Annotated in this window: 17 protein-coding genes; 9 read left to right on the forward strand and 8 right to left on the reverse strand. The window is 73.2% G+C overall.

Annotation, left to right across the window (positions count from 1 at the left end; all coding sequences use genetic code 11):
• Window positions 1-111: 111 nt before the first annotated feature.
• The gene (locus ACF06X_RS11100) at window positions 112-957 is read left to right on the forward strand and encodes a spermidine synthase (protein ID WP_392287669.1); all 846 of its coding nucleotides are present in this window, start codon (window positions 112-114) and stop codon (window positions 955-957) included.
• 144 nt (window positions 958-1,101) lie between these two features.
• Here the strand turns inward: ACF06X_RS11100 and ACF06X_RS11105 are convergent, their stop codons facing one another.
• Window positions 1,102-2,181 (reverse strand): hypothetical protein, encoded by a 1,080-nt coding sequence (locus ACF06X_RS11105; protein WP_392286959.1) that lies wholly within the window; start codon window positions 2,179-2,181, stop codon window positions 1,102-1,104.
• 93 nt (window positions 2,182-2,274) lie between these two features.
• On the opposite strand from ACF06X_RS11105, the gene ACF06X_RS11110 reads away from it, so the two are divergent.
• Window positions 2,275-2,727, forward strand: coding sequence for a DUF4442 domain-containing protein (locus ACF06X_RS11110; protein WP_392286960.1), 453 nt, complete (start codon window positions 2,275-2,277; stop codon window positions 2,725-2,727).
• A gap of 199 nt (window positions 2,728-2,926) precedes the next feature.
• Window positions 2,927-3,613, forward strand: a complete 687-nt coding sequence (locus ACF06X_RS11115; protein WP_392286961.1) for a DedA family protein — start codon at window positions 2,927-2,929, stop codon at window positions 3,611-3,613.
• Between the two features lie 159 nt (window positions 3,614-3,772).
• Here the strand turns inward: ACF06X_RS11115 and ACF06X_RS11120 are convergent, their stop codons facing one another.
• Window positions 3,773-4,300 (reverse strand): gamma carbonic anhydrase family protein, encoded by a 528-nt coding sequence (locus ACF06X_RS11120; RefSeq protein ID WP_392286962.1) that lies wholly within the window; start codon window positions 4,298-4,300, stop codon window positions 3,773-3,775.
• Window positions 4,301-4,428: 128 nt separating this feature from the next.
• Here ACF06X_RS11120 and ACF06X_RS11125 point away from each other — a divergent pair, with 128 nt between their 5' ends.
• Window positions 4,429-5,172, forward strand: a complete 744-nt coding sequence (locus ACF06X_RS11125; RefSeq protein WP_392286963.1) for an acyltransferase — start codon at window positions 4,429-4,431, stop codon at window positions 5,170-5,172.
• Between the two features lie 100 nt (window positions 5,173-5,272).
• On the opposite strand, the gene ACF06X_RS11130 is transcribed toward ACF06X_RS11125, so the two are convergent.
• Window positions 5,273-6,142, reverse strand: a complete 870-nt coding sequence (locus ACF06X_RS11130; RefSeq protein ID WP_392286964.1) for an EamA family transporter — start codon at window positions 6,140-6,142, stop codon at window positions 5,273-5,275.
• Between the two features lie 117 nt (window positions 6,143-6,259).
• On the opposite strand from ACF06X_RS11130, the gene ACF06X_RS11135 reads away from it, so the two are divergent.
• On the forward strand, window positions 6,260-6,832 hold the full coding sequence (locus ACF06X_RS11135) for a helix-turn-helix domain-containing protein (RefSeq protein ID WP_392286965.1): 573 nt from the start codon (window positions 6,260-6,262) through the stop codon (window positions 6,830-6,832).
• Window positions 6,833-6,905: 73 nt separating this feature from the next.
• On the opposite strand, the gene ACF06X_RS11140 is transcribed toward ACF06X_RS11135, so the two are convergent.
• Window positions 6,906-7,337, reverse strand: a complete 432-nt coding sequence (locus tag ACF06X_RS11140) for a CoA-binding protein (protein WP_392286966.1) — start codon at window positions 7,335-7,337, stop codon at window positions 6,906-6,908.
• Between the two features lie 145 nt (window positions 7,338-7,482).
• Between ACF06X_RS11140 and ACF06X_RS11145 the strand changes: the two genes are divergently transcribed.
• From ACF06X_RS11145 to ACF06X_RS11155, 3 genes are all read left to right on the forward strand, one after another.
• Entirely contained in the window at window positions 7,483-8,109 is a 627-nt protein-coding gene (locus ACF06X_RS11145; RefSeq protein ID WP_392286967.1) for a YigZ family protein, read from the forward strand.
• Window positions 8,110-8,187: 78 nt separating this feature from the next.
• Window positions 8,188-9,360, forward strand: coding sequence for an exonuclease SbcCD subunit D (locus ACF06X_RS11150; RefSeq protein ID WP_392286968.1), 1,173 nt, complete (start codon window positions 8,188-8,190; stop codon window positions 9,358-9,360).
• Entirely contained in the window at window positions 9,357-12,833 is a 3,477-nt protein-coding gene (locus tag ACF06X_RS11155) for an AAA family ATPase (protein WP_392286969.1), read from the forward strand. The genes ACF06X_RS11150 and ACF06X_RS11155 overlap by 4 nt, the downstream gene beginning before the upstream one ends.
• A gap of 1 nt (window position 12,834) precedes the next feature.
• On the opposite strand, the gene ACF06X_RS11160 is transcribed toward ACF06X_RS11155, so the two are convergent.
• The 3 genes from ACF06X_RS11160 to ACF06X_RS11170 form a co-directional block, all read right to left on the reverse strand.
• A complete protein-coding gene (locus ACF06X_RS11160) occupies window positions 12,835-13,281 on the reverse strand; it encodes an Lrp/AsnC family transcriptional regulator (protein WP_392286970.1) in 447 nt (148 codons plus the stop codon).
• Window positions 13,282-13,498: 217 nt separating this feature from the next.
• Window positions 13,499-15,202, reverse strand: a complete 1,704-nt coding sequence (locus tag ACF06X_RS11165) for a DUF885 domain-containing protein (protein ID WP_392286971.1) — start codon at window positions 15,200-15,202, stop codon at window positions 13,499-13,501.
• A 49-nt stretch (window positions 15,203-15,251) separates the two neighbouring features.
• Entirely contained in the window at window positions 15,252-15,749 is a 498-nt protein-coding gene (locus ACF06X_RS11170) for an Lrp/AsnC family transcriptional regulator (protein WP_392286972.1), read from the reverse strand.
• 59 nt (window positions 15,750-15,808) lie between these two features.
• Here ACF06X_RS11170 and ACF06X_RS11175 point away from each other — a divergent pair, with 59 nt between their 5' ends.
• The gene (locus ACF06X_RS11175) at window positions 15,809-17,023 is read left to right on the forward strand and encodes a trans-sulfuration enzyme family protein (RefSeq protein WP_392286973.1); all 1,215 of its coding nucleotides are present in this window, start codon (window positions 15,809-15,811) and stop codon (window positions 17,021-17,023) included.
• Here the strand turns inward: ACF06X_RS11175 and ACF06X_RS11180 are convergent.
• The gene (locus tag ACF06X_RS11180; RefSeq protein WP_392286974.1) at window positions 16,941-18,326 is read right to left on the reverse strand and encodes a GNAT family N-acetyltransferase; all 1,386 of its coding nucleotides are present in this window, start codon (window positions 18,324-18,326) and stop codon (window positions 16,941-16,943) included. The genes ACF06X_RS11175 and ACF06X_RS11180 overlap by 83 nt on opposite strands.
• Window positions 18,327-18,357 lie beyond the last annotated feature (31 nt).

An 18,357-nucleotide genomic window follows, 5' to 3' on the forward strand; every position in this document is an offset into this window, starting at 1 on the left:
CCGGACGGGCCCGCGCCCAGGCCGTCGCCGCCGTGTGCGCACAATGAGGGCGTGAACGAGAGCGCGAACGACGGCGTGGACGAGAGCGTGGACGACGGCGTGGACGAGAGCGTGGGCGAGCAGATCCCCGTCATCCGGGACGTGGACGGCGGCACCGCCCGGCTCCTGCCCGATGTCGACCGCGACCGGGCCTGGCTCCTCACGGTCGACGACGCGCCCCAGTCGTACATCGACCTGGACGAGCCGACGCATCTGGAGTTCGAGTACGCGCGTCGGCTCGCCCACGTCCTCGACGGTGTGGCCGACGACGGGGCCCCGCTCGACGTGGTGCACCTCGGCGGTGGCGCGCTGACACTGCCCCGCTACGTCGCCGCCACCCGTCCCGGCTCGCGCCAGCACGTCGTCGAGGCCGACCGGGGGCTGCTCGACCTCGTCACCGAGCACCTTCCGCTGCCGGAGGGTTCCGGCATCACCCTGCACGGCACCGACGCCCGTACGTGGCTGGAGAACGCGCCCGACGCGTCGGCGGACGTGCTGATCGCCGACGTCTTCGGCGGCTCGCGGGTGCCCGCGCATCTGACGTCGGCCGAGTACGCGCGCGAGGCCCGGCGGGTGCTGCGGCGGGGCGGCACTTACGCCGCCAACCTGGCCGACGGGTCGCCGTTCACCTTCCTCCGCTCTCAACTGGCCACCCTCGCCGGGGTCTTCCCGGAACTCGCGCTGATCGCCGAGCCGGCCGTGCTACGCGGCCGGCGCTTCGGGAACGCCGTCCTCGTCGCCTCCGACCGGGAGATCGACACCGCCCGCCTCACCCGGCGTACGGCGGCGGACGCCTTCCCGGCGCGGGTGCAGTACGGGGCGTCCCTCACCCGCTTCATCGGCGGCGCCCGCCCGGTGAGCGACGCCGACGCGGTGCCGTCACCCGTACCGCCGGACGGGGCGTTCAGCGTCGGCTGACCCTCGGTCGCTCCTCGCCGGCGCGCGGCTCGAGAACGGCGAACGCCGCCGCGATCAGAGCACCGTGGGTGCCCGGGGTGGTGACGATCGCGGCGGCGGTCAGGAGCAGATGGTCGCGGCCCGCCCGTTCGGAGCCCGTCGGCGTCAGGAAGACGCCGGGGCCAGTCGCACGGTGGAGAGGATCTGCTGGATCGTGGCGTCCGGCAGCTCGTCCTTGACCCCGTCGGCCGCGTAGAGGACGAACGACGAGAAGTCGCCTTGGGAGTTCTTGAAGGAGAAGGCGATGGACTTGCCGTCCGACTCGCACTTGTTCCGCTTCTTGATCCCGGGGGCGGTGGCCGTCGACATGCTGCCCACGAGACCCGACTTGGTCGTGTACGGGACGGCCTTGGTGATCTTGATGGTGCCCTTGGGCATGTGCTGGGCGTAACCGGCCCACACCCAGTTGCCGGCCTCGTTGTACGCCGCCTCGGAGGTGTTCTTGGCACCCTGGCCGCCCTTGGTGCCCGCGGTGCTCAGGCCCCAGCTCTCCTGGGTGCCGTTCTTGTCGGTGTCGAAGGTGCACCACTTGCTCTTGAACCGCGCGGGCGCCGACATGGTGACGACAGGTGTGCCGTCACCCTTCTTCTCGTCCTCGAAGAACGTGATGGAGCCGGGCTTGAGCAGCTCCCACTCCGGGGGTACGTCGAACAGCGTGCCGTACTTGGGGTTGTGGACGACCTTCCACCCCGGGATCGTCGGCTGCTGTCCGGCGTCGTCGCGCGGGTTGTCCAGCGAGGGCGACGGGGCGGCGGACGTGGGAGCCGAGACGGTGGGCTTGGCGTCGTCGCCGGCGTGGGTGTTCTTGTCGTCGTCCTTGTCCAGGACCAGGAAGCCCGTCACCCCGGCGGCGACGACCACGGCGATCGCGGCGACGACGGCGATGAGCGTCGTCTGCTTCTTCCCGCCGCCGCCCGGTCCGCCCTGCGGCGGCCCCGGCATCGCGTACTGCGGGACGGTCGGCTGCTGGTACGGGTTGGGCTGCGGATATCCGGCCTGGGCCGGCGGCTGCTGCGGGTAGCCCGGCTGGGCCGGCGGCTGCTGCGGATAGCCGGGCTGCGTCGGCGGCTGCTGGTATCCCGGCTGCTGGTACGGGTTCGGCTGCTGGGGATAGCCCGGCTGCTGATACGGGTTCTGGTCCTGCGGGTTCTGCTCGCCCCCGGGCGGCTGCTGTCCTGGCCACATGGCCAGTAACCATAGAGGTGCGACGGGAAGCCTGCTACGCCCGGCCCCTGCCGGGGGATGGCCATCCCCCCTACTCGTGGGTAACATCGGCGCATGAGCGCAGACCAGATGTCCGTCGGCGAGATGCTCGCCGCCACGGTTCCCATGGCCAGGACCCTCAACCTCGAGTTCCTGGAGACCACTTCCGAGCGTGCCGTCGTCCGCCTGCCGGACCAGCCCGACTACCACAACCACGTCGGCGGCCCGCACGCCGGAGCCATGTTCACGCTGGCCGAGTCGGCCAGTGGCGCGATCGTCCTCGCCGCCTTCGGCGACCAGCTCGGCCGTGCCGTGCCGCTCGCCGTCAACGCCGAGATCGGTTACAAGAAGCTCGCCATGGGCGTCGTCACGGCCACCGCCACGCTGGGCCGCCCGGCCGCGGACGTCGTCGCCGAGCTGGACGCCGGCCGGCGCCCGGAGTTCCCCGTGCGGATCGAGATCACGCGCGAGGACGGCGCCGTGACCGGCGAGATGACCGTGGTCTGGACCCTGCGCCCGAACGCCTGACCCCCGGTCGACGCCTTCCGGCTCTGCCCCGCCCTCGCCGTCGCCCCCGCCTCGCTTCCGTGGGTGCGGGGGCGGTCGTGCGCGCCGGCCCCCGGGACGGGCGTCCGCACCTCCCTGACCAGGTAGGCTGCCCCGGCGTGCGCGACGCCGCGCGCGCCGCGGCTTCGGGCCGAGAGGGTCGAAACGGGAGGAACCCGCGTTGCACGTCCAGGAGTGGCTGGAGACGATTCCCGCGGTCGCCGTCTACGCGTTGGTGGGCGTGGTGATCGGGCTCGAGAGCCTCGGCATCCCGCTGCCCGGTGAGATCGTGCTCGTGAGCTCGGCGCTGCTCGCCTCGCAGCACGGCGACATCAACCCGTATGTCCTCGGCACCTGCGCCACGGCCGGGGCGATCATCGGGGACTCGATCGGATACGCCATCGGCCGCAAGGGCGGCCGGCCGCTGCTCGCCCGGCTCGGGAAGAAGTTCCCCAAGCACTTCAGCGAGGCCAACATCGCGATGGCCGAGCGGTCCTTCGAGAAGTGGGGCATGTGGGCGGTCTTCTTCGGCCGCTTCGTCGCCCTGCTGCGGATCTTCGCGGGCCCGCTCGCGGGCGTCCTGCGCATGCCGTACTGGAAGTTCCTCATCGCCAATGTCTTCGGCGGGATCCTCTGGGCGGGCGGCACCACGGCCGTCATCTACTCGGTCGGTGTCGTCGCCGAGGCGTGGCTGAAGCGCTTCTCGTGGCTCGGGCTCGTGCTCGCCGTCGTGATGGGCCTCGCCTCGATGCTGATCCTGAAGAACCGCGCGAAGAAGGCGGCGGCAAAGATGGAGGCGACCGCACAGGCGCAGGCGCAGGAACCGGCCGCGGAGCCGGCCCAGGTCCCGGTGTCGGTCGCCGACTGACGGCCCCAGCGGTACGGCGGACGGCGGTACGGCGGTACGGCGGCACCGGTACCGCGGTAGGGCCGGCACGACAGCGGCGGTACGGAGAAGGGCGCGGCCCCAGCAGGGGCGCCGCGCCCTTCTCCGTACGCGAGCCTCCGCCGCCCGCCCCGAGCGTCCTCAGTCGGTGAAGGCCTCGGCGTGGCCCTTCGCCAGGTGCAGGTACATCTCCGCGTTGAGACGGATGCCCGCCTGCTCCTCCTCCGTCAGCGGGCGTCGCACCTTCGCCGGGACGCCCGCCACCAGCGAGCCGGGCGGGATCTCCATTCCCTGCGGGACCAGCGCCTGAGCGGCGATGAGCGAACCGGCGCCGACACGGGCTCCGTTGAGGATCGTGGCGCCCATGCCGACGAGGACGTCGTCCTCGACCGTGCAGCCGTGGACGGTCGCGTTGTGGCCGACGGTCACGCGGGCGCCGATGGTGACCGGGAAGCCCGGGTCGACGTGGACCGTGCAGTTGTCCTGGATGTTGGAGTCCTCGCCGACCGCGATGGGGCCGCAGTCGGCCCGCAGCACCGCGTGGTACCAGACGCTGACGCGGGCGCCCAGGGTGACGTCGCCCAGCACGACGGAGGTCGGGGCGGTGAAGGCGGTCGGATCGACCTTCGGCTCCTTGCCGCCCACGCCCTTGATCAACGCCTCTGTCATCGTTCGCTCCCGATCGTTCGCTTCTTCTGTCGCGCCCGCACGCCTATGGGAACCCTAGTGGCGGCCCATGACGGACATCACAGGGCACCCCACTGATCAGGTACGACGCCTGCGACTACCGTGTGCGGGTGCCGAGGAACAGAAACACGTTCTCATCTCTTACCGCCTGGCGGCGCCGGGTGGTCGCCCACGCCCTGCAGGGCGGCCGGCGCTGGGTGCAGCAGGCCGGGGCCGTCACCGCGGAGCACCCCGGAAAGCTGCGCTTCCGGCGCCTGGGCGCGGGGACCCGGCTCGCCTTCCCGCAGGGCACGGTCTTCGGTGAACCCTGGATCGAGATCGGCGAGCACTGCATCATCGCCGAGCAGGTCACCCTCACCGCCGGCATGCTGCCCGGGCTCGACCTCGGCCCGGCCCCGATCCTGACCCTCGGCGACGGCGTCGTCCTGGGGCGCGGCAGCCACGTCATCGCCGACACCACGGTGACCATCGGCTCGGACACGTACTGCGGCCCGTACGTCTACATCACCTCGACCAACCACAGTTACGACGATCCCCACGAGCCGGTCGGCCGGCAGTGGCCCCGCTCCGAGCCGGTCGAGATCGGCCCGGGCTGCTGGGTGGGCACGGGCGCGGTGATCCTGCCGGGCGCGCGGCTGGGGCGCAATGTGGTGGTCGCGGCCGGCGCCGTCGTGCGGGGCGAGGTGCCGGACCACTCGGTGGTGGCCGGGGCCCCGGCCCGGGTCGTACGGAGCTGGGACCCGGAGAAGGGCTGGCAGCCGCCGCTGCGTACGCCGCCTCCCGTACCGATCCCGGACGGCGTGACGTCGGAACAGCTCGCCGCCCTCGCGGAGTGGGATCTCGCGGAGAGCTGATGGGCAAGACCCGGGGGACCGGGGTCCGGGGAATCGGGGGGTCCGGGGGATCCGGCGGACCGGGGGATCCGGCGGACCGGGGGATCCGATCGGCGGGCGCTCAGCCCGTCGCGAGGAGCACCGTGCCGACCAGGGCCAGGCCCGCGCCGGCCGCCTGCACCGCCCGCAGCCGTTCCTTGAGCACGCCGCGGGCGGCCAGCGCCGTGATCACCGGATAGAGATTGGCCAGAACGGCGGCGACGGTGACGGGACCGTTCTGCGCGGCGATCGAGTACGTGCCGTTGGCGGCGACGTCGGCCAGGCCGACGAAGGCGAGCGCCGGGAGCGCCACCACGACGGCCTTCATGCCGCCGCCGTCCTCGGGCAGCGCCCGCCCGCCCCGCTTCACGGAGACGAACAGCGCGGCGCCGCCCACCGCCACGTTGGTGACACGCTGCACGAAGAGGGCGAGGAAGAGCCCGGTGAGGGTGGAGGACGCCTCCGCGATCAGCGCCATGACCGAGCCGAACCCGAAGGCGGCGACGAGGGTGAGGAGGACCGCCTGGCGCTGCACCGGCGCGCCGCGCAGCTCCGGGCCGCCGGCCAGCACGATGCCGACGATCGCCACACCGATGCCGGCGAACTGCAGCAGCCCCGGCCGGTCCCCGATCAACAGGCCCACGGACACGGGGACGATGACGCCGAGGGAGCCGAGCGGGGAGACCACGCCCATCGGCCCGAGGGCCAGGGCCTTGTAGAAGCAGAGCATCGCCACCGGGCCGACCACGCCCGCCGCGGCCGCGTACCAGAGCTGTGGCCCCGTCTCGCTCCAACCGCCGGTGGCCACCACGATCACGCCGAGGACGACGACCGCGACGACCTGGGAGACGACAACGACCGTCAGGGCCGGCATGCGCCGGGTGAGCAGCCCGCCGCCGAAGTCGGCCAGCCCCCAGAGCAGGGCGGTGGCCAGGGCGAACAGAGCGGTCATGAGGTCCTCGCAGGCGGCGGTCGCGCAGTACAGTGCGGTGTACAGCTGGGTACACTGCGGTAGACCGCACAGTAGTTCAGTTCAGTGAACTCTGTCATCCAAAATATTGGACGGAACGTGTCGGACCTCGATCAGCTCACGCAGTCGCTCGCGCGGAACCTCAAGCGGTGGCGCAACGAACGCGGCTTCACCCTCGACGCGCTCGCGGCGCGCGCCGGTGTGAGCCGCGGCATGATCATCCAGATCGAGCAGGCCCGCACGAACCCCAGCGTCGGCACCACGGTGAAGCTCGCGGACGCCCTCGGAGTCTCCATCACCACCCTCCTCGACTACGAACAGGGCCCTCAGGTCCGTCTCGTCCCGCCGAGCCAGGCCGTGCGCATGTGGTCCACCTCCACCGGCAGCCACACCACCCTCCTGGTCGGCACCGAGGCGCGCGGACCGCTGGAGCTCTGGTCCTGGACCCTCATGCCCGGAGACGGCAGCGCCTCCGACCCCCATCCCGACGGCACGACCGAACTGCTGCACGTCACCGAGGGGGTGCTCACCCTGGTCGTCGAGGGCGAGGAGCACACCCTGCCGGCCGGAACGTCGGCCGCCTTCGAGGCGAACCTGCCGCACGCCTACCGCAACGACGGCGAGGAGAAGGTCGAGATGACCATGGCCGTCTCCATCCCGCCGGTCCGCTGACGCACCCGGCCCGGCCCCGCGGCGGACCACCGGTCGGCGTGGGCCGCCCGCCGTTGTGTGGAGGGTTTCGGTCTCAGCCGAGCAGTGGGATCTCGATCGCCGGGCAGCGGTCCATGACCATGTCGAGCCCGGCCGCACGGGTCCGCGCGTACGCCGCCTCGTCGACCACACCGAGCTGGAACCAGACGGCCTTGGCGCCGATCGCCACCGCCTCGTCCGCGATCCCTCCCGCGTGCTCGCTGTTGACGAACACGTCCACGACGTCGACCGGGAACGGGATGTCGGCGAGCGAGGCGTACCCCCGCTCGCCGTGGACCGTCTCCGCCTTCGGGTGGACGGGCACGATCCGCTTGCCGTAGCGCTGCAGCACCGCCGCGACACCGTACGCCGCGCGAGCCCGGTTCGAGGAGAGCCCGACGACGGCCCAGGTGTCGCCCGTGGCGGTCAGGATCTTCCGTACGGTCTCCGACTCGGTGGTCCCGGCGCTGGTCGTCTCGGTCGTCACGTGCTGCCTCCCGGTGGATCGGCTGGTCACGGTCGATAACGAACCGGAGCCCACCGTGATTCCCGCGCGCGCCCTCACGTCCGCGTAACCCCCCGAAGCGGGTACCGCTCCCTACCGGCTGACGGCGACGCACTAGGGTGGCGGGATGCAGGAGCAGTACCGCACGCTCGCTCGCGAGGGTGTGCACGAGACCGAGATCAACCGCTCGCGCTTCATCTGCGCGCTCGCGCCCGTCGCGACCGAGCGGGAGGCGCAGGACTTCGTCGCACGCGTCCGCAAGGAGCACCCGACCGCCACGCACAACTGCTTCGCGTACGTCATCGGCGCCGACGCGGCCGTACAGAAGGCCAGTGACGACGGCGAGCCCGGGGGCACGGCGGGCGCCCCGATGCTCCAGATGCTCATGCGGCGTGAGGTGCGGTACGTCGCCGCCGTCGTCACCCGCTACTACGGCGGCGTGAAACTCGGCGCGGGCGGTCTCATCCGCGCCTACGGGGGCGTGGTCGGCGAGGCCCTCGACGCGCTCGGCACTCTCACCCGGCAGCGCTTCCGCCTCGCCACCGTCACCGTCGACCACCAGCGCGCGGGCCGGCTGGAGAACGAGCTGCGGGCGACCGGCCGGGCCGTGCGTGACGTGCGGTACGGCGAAGCCGTCACCCTCGAGATCGGCCTGCCGGACGCCGACGTGGCGGAGTTCCGCGCCTGGCTCGCCGACGCGACGGCGGGCACCGCTGCCCTGGAGCTCGGCGGCGAGGCATACGGCGATGCCTGAGCCGTCTCCCGCACGGCCGGTTCCCGTAATCCACGAACCCCCGGCCGATGTCCGACCCCACCGATACGCTCCTCGATCATGAGATTCCTGCACACGTCGGACTGGCACCTGGGACGGTCGTTCCACCGGGTGAGCCTGCTCGACGCCCAGGCCGCGTTCCTCGACCACCTGGTGGCGACGGTGCGCGAGCGCGAGGTGGACGCGGTGCTGGTCGCCGGGGATGTCTACGACCGGGCCGTACCGCCGCTGGGCGCCGTCGAGCTCTTCGACACCGCCCTGCACCGGCTCGCCGAGGTGGGCGTGGAGACGGTGATGATCTCCGGGAACCATGACTCGGCACGGCGCCTCGGCGTCGGCGCCGGACTCATCGAACGCGCCGGAATCCACCTCCGTACCGACCCGGCGGGAGTCGGCAGCCCCGTCCTGCTCGCGGACGCCCACGGAGACGTGGCCCTGTACGGCCTGCCCTATCTGGAACCCGCCCTCGTCCGCGAGCGGTTCGGCGCCGAGAAGGCGGGGCACGAGGCCGTGCTCCGCGCCGCCATGGACCGCGTCCGCGCCGACCTCGCCGCACGGCCCGCCTCCACCCGGTCCGTCGTCCTCGCCCACGCCTTCGTCGCCGGCGGCGAGCCCAGCGACAGCGAGCGGGACATCACCGTCGGCGGCGTCGCCGCCGTCCCGGCCGGCGTCTTCGACGGCGTCGACTACGTCGCCCTCGGCCACCTCCACGGCTGCCAGGCCGTCACCCCGCGCGTGCGCTACTCCGGCTCCCCCCTCGCGTACTCCTTCTCCGAGGCCGACCACCGCAAGACGATGTGGCTGATCGACCTCGGCCCCGAGGGCGCGATCGAGGCCGCCGAGCGGATCGACTGCCCCGTGCCGAGACCGCTGGCCCGGATCAGGGGCCGGCTCGACGACCTGCTGGCCGACCCCGCCCTCGTACGGCACGAGCGGTCCTGGGTGGAGGCGACGCTCACCGACCCCGCACGGCCCGCCGAACCCATGGCCCGGCTCACCGAACGCTTCCCGCACACCCTCAGCCTGGTCTTCGAACCCGAGCGCGCCGAGAGCGACCCACTCGCCTCGTACGCGCAGCGGCTGCGGGACCGCAGCGACCAGCAGATCGCGGAGGACTTCGTGGCCCACGTACGCGGCGGCGCGGGACCCGACGGCGCCGAACGGACGGTGCTGTACGGCGCCTTCGACGACGTACGGGTGGACGCGGCGGAGCGCGAGGTGAGCGGCCGGTGAGACTGCACCGCCTCGCCGTCACCGCCTTCGGGCCGTTCGGCACCACGCAGGAGGTCGACTTCGACGCCCTCTCCTCCGCCGGGCTCTTCCTCCTCCACGGACCGACCGGCGCCGGCAAGACCTCCGTCCTGGACGCCGTCTGCTACGCCCTGTACGGCGCCGTGCCGGGCGCCCGGCAGAGCCCCGGCGCCTCACTGCGCAGCGACCACGCCGCGGCCGGCACGTACACCGAGGTCACGCTCGAACTGACCGTGGGGGAGCGGCGGTTGGAGATCACCCGGCGCCCCGCCCAGCCGCGCCCCAAGAAGCGCGGCGGCGGCTTCACCACCGAGAAGGCCCAGAGCTGGCTGCGTGAGTACGACCCGGGGACGGGCGAGTGGGCCGGGCTCAGCCGCTCCCACCAGGAGATCGGCGAGGAGATCACCCAGCTCCTCGGCATGAGCCGGGAGCAGTTCTGCCAGGTCGTGCTCCTGCCCCAGGGCGACTTCGCGCGCTTCCTGCGGGCCGACGCCGAGGCGCGCGGCAAGCTGCTCGGCCGGCTCTTCGACACCCGCCGGTTCGCGGCCGTCGAGGAGCGCCTCGCCGATCTGCGGCGCGCCGCCGAGCAGCAGGTCAGGGAAGGGGACGAGCGACTCCTCGCCCTGGCCCACCGGATGGCGCAGGTCGCGGGCGGCGCCGTCGTGGTCGAGCGACCCGGTGAGCCGGGACTCGCCGAAGCCGTCCAGACCTGGGCGGCCCTCGCCCGCTCCGAGGCGCGCGAGGCGCTCGACATCGCCGGGTCGGCCGTCACCGCCGCCGAGAGCCGACAGGCCGCCGCACGACGGGCGCTCGACGCCCAGCGCGACCTCGCGGCGCGGCAGGCACGGTACGCCGAGGCCCTGCGGCGGCAGGAGGAGCTGGAGGCCCGCAGTGCCGAGCGGGACGCCTGGGAGGCCACCCTGGACCGCGCGCTCAAGGCCGACCGGGTGGCGCCCGCGCTGGCGCTGCGCGCCGAAGCCGAGCGCGAGTACGCGGCGGCGAGCGGCGCCCGCGAGCGCACGCGCGGCCTGCTCCCGCCCGACCTGGCCGACGCGGGAGCGGAGCAGCTGTCCGCGCTGGAGCGGCGGCTGCGCGAGGAGCTGGGCGGGCTCGAGTCCGCCCGGCGGGCCGAGCGGCGCAGCGCCGAGATCGCCAGGGAACGTTCCACGCTGGAGCGGCAGGCGTGCGCCGACGAGGAGATCCTCCAGGAGGCGGGCGGCTGGCTCGACGGGTGGGAGCCCCGCCGGGCGGAGCTCATGGCGCGCATCGAATCCGCCCAGGAGGCCGCGGCCCGCGCCGAGCACCTCGCGGGCCGGCTCGAACCCGCCCGCCGCAGGCTCGCGGCGGCCCGCCGTCGCGACGGGCTGGCCGAGGACGCGAAGGCCGCCGAGGCCCGGCTGACGGCCGCCCGTGAGCACCGCAATGAGACGCACGAGGCCTGGCTCGACATCAAGTCCCGCCGCCTGCGGGGCATCGCCGCCGAACTGGCCGCCGCCCTCACCCCCGGCGACCCGTGCCAGGTCTGCGGCTCGGCCGACCACCCGGCGCCGGCCCGCACCGGCGCCGACCATGTGGACCGGGCCACGGAGGACACCGCCTACGCCGCCTTCACCCACGCGGAGGAGGCCAGGACCACGGCCGAACGCGAGCTCGCGGTCCTCAGGGAAGCCTGGTCCGCGGCCCGAGCGGAGGTCCTGGCGGGACCGGTGGACGGCGCGGACCGGCAGGCGCACGGCACTGTGGCTGGTGCGGCTCACGCGGCGCGTGCTTCCCGGGCGGGAGGCGGCGGCTTCCCGGCGGGAGGCGAGGGCGTCGTTGCCGTGCGAGGGCAGGACGCCGCGGGCGGAACGCCCCGTACCGGCCCCGCCTCGGGCGGACCGGCCGACGGAAGGCACGCGCCGGAGTCGGCGCCGGACCGGGGCGGGGCCGATACCCCGCGCCCCGACGCGGCGGACGGTCACAATCACAAGACCAGGCTCGACACCGTGCCCGCCCAGGCCACCGGGGCACGAACCGCGGAACCGACCGCCCGGGAGGAGCCCGGTGCGGGCGAGGGGTCCGGCCTGCACGCGGAGTTCGGTGCGGGCGAGGGGCCCGGCAAGGGCGAAGGGTCCGGCGCGGGCGACGGGTCCGGCGGACACGCGGGCTCCGGCCTGCCCGGTGAAACCGGCGGGCCCGAGCCGAGTGTTGAGGAGCTGGCCCGCGAGGTCGAGGAGTTGGCGCGGCAGCATGCCGAGGCGCAGGCGCTCGCCGGGCAGACGCACGGTGCGCGGGAGGCGCTCGCCCGTGCGGAGCGGGAGTACGAGCGGCGGGTCGCCGACCAGCGGGACGCCGAGCGGCGGGTCGCCGCGCGCACCTCTCAGCGGGAGGCGCTCGACCGGGAGCAGACCGCCCTGGACGCGGAACTGGCCCGGGGCCGCGGCGAGTCGGGCAGCGTCGCCGAGCACGCCTCGCGCCTGGAGCGGCGGATCGCCATCCTGGTCGACGCCGCCGAGACCGTACGGACCGTCGACACCGCCGCCCAGCGGCTGAAGGAGGCCGACGACCGGCTCGCCGACGCCGCCTTCCGCGCCGGGTTCGACACGCCCGCCGAGGCCGCCGCCGCGCTCCTGGAGGACGGCGAACGCCGCACCCTCCAGAGCCGCCTGGACGCCTGGCGGGCGGAAGCGGCCGCCGTCGCCGACCGGCTCGCGGAGCCGGAGACCCGGGCCGCCGCCGAGCGTCCCCCCGCCCACCCGGCCCACGCCGAGGCCGCCCACACCGCCGCCGAACGGGCCCTGCGGGACGCCGTGTCGGCCCTCGCCGCCGTACGCGACCGGTGCGGCGAACTGGTACGGCTCTCCCAGCAGGCCGACACCGAGGTACGCCGGCTCGGACCGCTCCGTGAGACGTACGAACGGGTCGCCCGGCTCGCCGGACTCACCGCCGGCACCTCGGCCGAGAACGAACGCAAGATGCGCCTGGAGTCGTACGTCCTGGCCGCCCGCCTCGAACAGGTGGCGGCCGCGGCCACGGCCCGGCTCCAGCGCATGTCCTCCGGGCGCTACACCCTCGTCCACTCCGACGCCCGCTCCGGCGGCCGACGCGCCGGCCTCGGTCTCCATGTCGTCGACGCCTGGACCGGCAACGAGCGCGACACCGCCACCCTCTCGGGCGGAGAGACGTTCTTCGCCTCCCTGGCGCTCGCGCTCGGGCTCGCCGACGTCGTCACCGACGAGGCCGGCGGTGTCCGGCTCGACACCCTCTTCATCGACGAGGGCTTCGGAAGCCTCGACGACCAGACCCTCGACGAGGTGCTCGACGTCCTCGACTCCCTGCGCGAGCGGGACCGCAGCGTCGGCATCGTCAGCCACGTCGGCGACCTGCGGCGCCGCATCCCGGCCCAGCTGGAGGTGGTCAAGGAGCGGCACGGCTCGGCCGTGCGGCTCCGTACGGCGGGCGGACTCGGCGACTGAGTCAGCGGCTGATGGAGCGCCGTGGGAGGGGGGAGGAGTAGACGACGCTCGTCGTCACGGAGCCCAGTGCGCCGATCTTGCCGGTGATCTCCTCCAGGTGCTTCATGGAGCGCGTGGCGACCTTGATGACGAAGCAGTCGTCGCCCGTCACATGGTGCGCCTCCAGGATCTCCGGAGTGGTGTCGATCAGGTCGTGGAACGGCTTGTAGTTGCCGTTCGGGTAGCGCAGTCGGACGAAGGCGAGGACCGGAAGCCCGAGCCTTTCCTGGTCCACCACGGCCGTGTACCCGGCGATCACGCCGGCCTCCTCCAGCCGGCGCACCCGCTCGGTGACGGCGGAGGCGGACATGGAGACGGCCCGGGCCAGCTCGGCGAAGCTGGCCCTTCCCTGGGACTGCAGGGCTTCGAGGATGCGCCAGTCGGTGGCGTCTGGTGTATATCCGGTCATCACCGAGAAATAGCAGGGGAATCCCCGGGCGATCAAGGGATGCCCGGGGAGTTCTCACCGTCCGGAACCAGGAAGGCGCCGGATTCCTCGGCGGGAGCCATGGAACCGGGAAGGGCCGGGTTCCTCGGCGGGAGCCATGGAACCGGGAAGGGCCGGGTTCCTCGGCGGGAGCCATGGAACCACGAAGGCGCTGGGTTCCTCGGCGGGAGCCGTGCCCTCAGAGGCGCGAGATCTCGTCCACCAGGTCGTCCAGGCCCAGCGGCCCCTGTGACAGCGCCGCCATGTGCCACGCCTTCGCGTCGAACGCGTCGCCGTGCGCCGCGCGCGCGTTGGCGCGCCCGAGCAGCCACGCCCGCTCGCCCAGCTTGTAGCCGATCGCCTGCCCCGGCATCGACAGATAGCGGGTCATCTCGCTCTCGACGAAGGACGGCGGCCGGCTGCTGTGCTGCTGGAAGAACTCCTGTGCCAGCTCCGGCGTCCACCGCTCGCCCGGGTGGAACGGCGAGTCCGCCGGGATCTCGAGGTGCAGGTGCATGCCGATGTCGACGATCACCCGGCAGGCGCGCATCATCTGCCCGTCCAGGTACCCGAGCCGGCGCTCGGCGTCCGGCAGGAAGCCCAGCTCGTCCATCAGCCGCTCCGCGTAGAGCGCCCAGCCCTCCGCGTTGGCGCTGACCCCGCCGATCGTCGCCTGGTAGCGGGAGAGCCGGTCGGCGACGTGCACCCACTGCGCGAGCTGGAGGTGGTGGCCCGGGACTCCCTCGTGGTACCAGGTCGACACCAGGTCGTACACCGGGAAGCGGGTCTCGCCGTCGACCGGCAGCCAGGTGCGGCCGGGACGCGAGAAGTCCTCGGAGGGGCCGGTGTAGTACGGGGCCGCGGCGCCGCCGGGCGGGGCGATGTGGGACTCCACCCGCCGTACCCGCTCGGCGAGTTCGAAGTGGGTGCCGTCCAGGGCCTCGATGGCCTCGTCCATCAACTCCTGCAGCCAGACCCTGACCTCCTCGACACCCTCGATGTGGGTGCCGTGGACGTCGAGGTGCGCGAGCGCCTCCCACGGGCCGGCCCCGGGGAGGATGCGCTCCGCCTCCGTCCGCATCTCACCGAGGATGCGGTGGTACTCGGACCAGCCGTACGCGTAGGCCTGGTCGAGGTCCAGGTCGGTGCCGTTGAAGTAGCGCGACCATCGCTGGTACCGCTCGCGGCCCACCGTGTCGGGCGCGTCGGCGACGGCCGGGGCGTAGACGTCGCGCATCCAGTCCCGCAGCTCCGCGACCGCCTCGGTCGCGCCCCGGGACGCCTCGGCGAGCTCCGTCCGCAGCTCCGGACGGAGGGAATCGGGCCCCGAGGCGGCGAAGTCCTCGAACCAGCCCCGGCCGCCGTTTCTCCCGCCCGACCACTCGGTCAGCTGGTCGACGAAGGTGGCGGTCGGTCGGGGCCCGCCCAGGAGCTTGCGCTCCAGGCCGAGCGCGAGGGAGGCGCGGTAGCCCTCGAGCGCCGCCGGGACCGCGCGCAGCCGCCGGCCCACGGCCTCCCAGTCCTCCTCGGTCTCCGTCGGCATCACCGTGAACACCATCCGCACGCTGTGCGCGGGGGAGCGCATGTTGCTGACCGCGCAGAGGCCTTCCTCGGCGTCGTGGACGGCGAGTTCGGCCGTCAGACGCTCGCGCAGCAGACGGCCGCAGCGCCGTTCGGCGTCGGTGTCCGCGCCGGGCCGCCGCTCGGCCTCGTCGAGGCGGGACAGGGTGTCGCGGGCGAGTTCGGCCACCGCCTCCTGTCCGGCCGGCGAGAAATCGGGGAGGAGCCCGGCGCTCTCCTTGACTCCCAGGTAGGTACCGGTGATCGGATCGAGGGCGATGAGTGCGTCGACGTAGGCGTCGGCGACCTGGCGGGGCAGCGGGCTGCTGGAAGTCTCTGGCATGAGGCTCATCCTGATGCCTCCATCGTGCCCGCGTCACCCTCGTTCGATCTCACTCGGCCGACAAATGAGCGCCCGGAACGGGGGGCAGAAGCGGTCCGCACTCCCACTGCTGGAAGATCAGCCGGGTCTCGACGCGGGCCACCTCGCGGCGCGAGGTGAACTCGTCCAGGACGAGTCGCTGCAGGTCGGCGGGGTCGGCCACGGCCACGTGGACGAGATAGTCGTCGGGGCCCGTGAGGTGGAACAGCGCGCGTGACTCCGGAAGCGCACGAATCCTGTCGACGAACGGACCGATCAGTTCACGCCGGTGCGGGCGGACCTGGACGAGGAGGAGCGCTTCAAGTCCACGGCCGAGTTTGGCCGGATCCAGTCGTAGCCGGTGCCCCAGGATCACTCCCGTGCGGCGCAGCCGCGCCACCCGGTCCAGGCAGGTGGAGGGCGCCACGCCCACCTCGGCGGCGAGCTCGCGGTAAGTGGTCCGGGCGTCGTTCTGCAAGAGGCGAAGAATGTGCAGATCGACCGCGTCCAGTACGACAGAATCGGCCATATGCCGAACGTAGCACGGTCATATCGCGCTACTTTCCGGTATTCGTTCACAGTGCGGTCATGTACATGGACTACGACGCCTCCACCCCCAGGGCTCTGGCCACCGAAGCCGTGCACGCGGGCCGCGAAGATCTCGCGGAGCTCGGTCTGCACGCCCCGCCGATCGATCTGTCGACGACCTATCCGTCGTACGACACCCGTGCCGAGGCCGCGCGGATCGACGAGTTCGCCACCACGGGAGCCCGGCTGGACGGCCCGCCCGTCTACGCGCGCCTGGACAACCCCACCACCGCCCGCTTCGAGGCGGCGCTCGCCCGCCTGGAGGGCGCCGACGACGCGGTGGCATTCGCCAGCGGCATGGCGGCGCTCACCGCCGTCCTGCTGACCCGGGCGAGCCTGGGCCTGCGCCATGTGGTCGCCGTCCGGCCGTTGTACGGCTGCAGCGACCATCTGCTGAACGCGGGCCTGCTCGGCACCGAGGTCACCTGGACCGACCCGGCGGGCGTCGCGGAGGCGATCCGGCCGGACACCGGCCTGGTGATGGTCGAGTCTCCGGCGAACCCGACCCTCGCCGAGGTCGACATCCGGGCGCTGGCGCACGCCTGCGGGTCGGTGCCGCTGCTGGTGGACAACACCTTCGCCACCCCGGTGCTCCAGCGGCCGGTCGAGCAGGGCGCCCGGATCGTGCTGCACAGCGCGACCAAGTACCTGGGCGGGCACGGCGACGTCATGGGCGGCGTCGTGGCCTGCGACGACGAGTTCGCCCGCGCGCTGCGCCAGGTGCGGTTCGCGACCGGCGGCGTACTCCACCCGCTGGCGGGCTATCTGCTGCTGCGCGGCCTCTCCACCCTGCCGGTACGGGTGCGGGCCGCGTCGGCGACGGCCGCCGAACTGGTCCGGCGGCTCGCCACCGACCCGCGTATCGCCCGGGTCCACTACCCCAGGGTGGGTGGCGCGATGGTCGCCTTCGAGGTGTACGGAGACCCGCACGACGTGATCGCCGGCGTACGGCTGATCACGCCGGCGGTCAGTCTCGGCAGCGTCGACACCCTGATCCAGCACCCGGCCTCCATCAGCCACCGGATCGTGGCCGAGGGAGACCGGCGCTCGGCGGGCGTCAGCGACCGGCTGCTGCGGATGTCGGTCGGTCTGGAGGACGTCGAGGACCTGTGGCGGGATCTCACCCAGGCACTCAGCGCCTCACCCGCTGAAACGGCGCGTGCTCTTCGTGCGGCGGACGGCTCGGCCGAGCCTTCTCCGGCAGCCGGGCGGTGATGACCAGCGTCCCCTCCTCGATCTGGTAGTCGAGGGGGAGGTTCAGCGCCCGCATCGCGGCGACCATCGCGGTGTTGGACGACTGGGTCACGGCGTAGACGCTCTCGCACCCCGCCTCCTCGGCCATCGCGACGAGCCGGCCGAGGAGCTCGGAGCCGATGCCCCGGCGCTGCCAGTCGTCCTCGACCATCAGGGCGACCTCCGTCTCGTCGCCGTCCCAGAGCAGATGGCCGAGGGCGACGAGACGGCCGGAGGCCGTCTGCACGGCGAGGGTCCGGCCGAAGCGCGGGCTGAGCAGATGGTTGAGATAGCGGTCCGCGTCGCTCACCGGTCCGTGGTAGCGCATGCCGAGGGTGCGAGCGGAGCAGCGGTCGTGCATGGCGCGCGCCGCGGCCACGTCGCGCTGGTCCGCGCGGCGGACGGTGATCTCGTTGCCCTCGGGGAGGGTGAGGACGTCCTGGCTGCGCGGGACGCGCGGGCCGAGCCGGGCGTCGAGCTCGACGAGGGCCCGGGCGCGGGCGAACTCGGTCGGAGTGAAGGGCAGATAGGGCCGCTCGATGGTGATGGCACCGCCGCTCGGGTCCCGCAGCCGCATCACCGTCTCCTCCAGGACGCCCTCGACCGGGGCGGTCTCGCCGGTGGGCCGGCCGCTCAGGGAGACGGCGGGCAGCGAGTGGATGGTGCAGCGGCCGAGAAGCTGGCGCAGGGCGAGGGGGAGTTCGGCCGCGTCGAGGGCGGTCCGGGTAGCGAGACCGAGCAGCCGGGTCGGGGTGTCCACCAGGTCGTGAGCGTCGGCCCGCTCGATCCAGGTGCTGCTGCCACCGGCCGCCGCGATCTCCCGGGTGAGCTGGTTGGCCTGGAGGGGGGCGGGGGCGCGCAACAGGAACTCGTCGACGGTTCCCTCGGCGAGCGGGTGCGTCTGCAGGGTCAGGATGTCGACGCCGTGCCGGGCCAGCGCCGTGCACAGCGCGGCCAGGCTGCCCGGCGCGTCACGGACGGTGGTCCGCATCCGCCAGAGCACCGTCTCGACGGGCTCCTGGGGGCCCGGTGTCGTGCCGGCGGGATCGGAGGGAGGCGGGGGCGCATGGCTGTGGCGCCGTGCCCACCAGGTGTGGAAGGTCGCCGTGGCGATCAGCGCGATCGCCGAGAACACCAGCATGTACGGACCCTCGGCGCCGCGGACGACGGTCTTGGCGATCGTGTCGGCCACCACCACCGCCGTGAACAGGGCGGCCAGTTCGATGAGGTCCCGCCGCCAGTGGTGGGGGCGGCGGGCACTCTTCGCGGAAGTCACATCAGTCATGACCTCACTGTGACCCAGCGGTGTTGCGTGA

The sequence above is a fragment of the Streptomyces sp. NPDC015346 genome (genome assembly GCF_043078785.1).
Classification (GTDB): Bacteria; Actinomycetota; Actinomycetes; order Streptomycetales; family Streptomycetaceae; genus Streptomyces.

Bases quoted from the DNA above. Each gene is read 5' to 3' on its own strand.
- ACF06X_RS11120 (WP_392286962.1), bottom strand. From the start codon at position 4,300: ATGACAGAGGCGTTGATCAAGGGCGTGGGCGGCAAGGAGCCGAAGGTC.
- ACF06X_RS11170 (WP_392286972.1), bottom strand. From the start codon at position 15,749: ATGGCCGATTCTGTCGTACTGGACGCGGTCGATCTGCACATTCTTCGC.
- ACF06X_RS11145 (WP_392286967.1), top strand. From the start codon at position 7,483: ATGCAGGAGCAGTACCGCACGCTCGCTCGCGAGGGTGTGCACGAGACC.
- ACF06X_RS11180 (WP_392286974.1), bottom strand. From the start codon at position 18,326: ATGACTGATGTGACTTCCGCGAAGAGTGCCCGCCGCCCCCACCACTGG.
- ACF06X_RS11150 (WP_392286968.1), top strand. From the start codon at position 8,188: ATGAGATTCCTGCACACGTCGGACTGGCACCTGGGACGGTCGTTCCAC.
- ACF06X_RS11110 (WP_392286960.1), top strand. From the start codon at position 2,275: ATGAGCGCAGACCAGATGTCCGTCGGCGAGATGCTCGCCGCCACGGTT.
- ACF06X_RS11130 (WP_392286964.1), bottom strand. From the start codon at position 6,142: ATGACCGCTCTGTTCGCCCTGGCCACCGCCCTGCTCTGGGGGCTGGCC.
- ACF06X_RS11165 (WP_392286971.1), bottom strand. From the start codon at position 15,202: ATGCCAGAGACTTCCAGCAGCCCGCTGCCCCGCCAGGTCGCCGACGCC.
- ACF06X_RS11160 (WP_392286970.1), bottom strand. From the start codon at position 13,281: ATGACCGGATATACACCAGACGCCACCGACTGGCGCATCCTCGAAGCC.
- ACF06X_RS11105 (WP_392286959.1), bottom strand. From the start codon at position 2,181: ATGTGGCCAGGACAGCAGCCGCCCGGGGGCGAGCAGAACCCGCAGGAC.
- ACF06X_RS11175 (WP_392286973.1), top strand. From the start codon at position 15,809: ATGTACATGGACTACGACGCCTCCACCCCCAGGGCTCTGGCCACCGAA.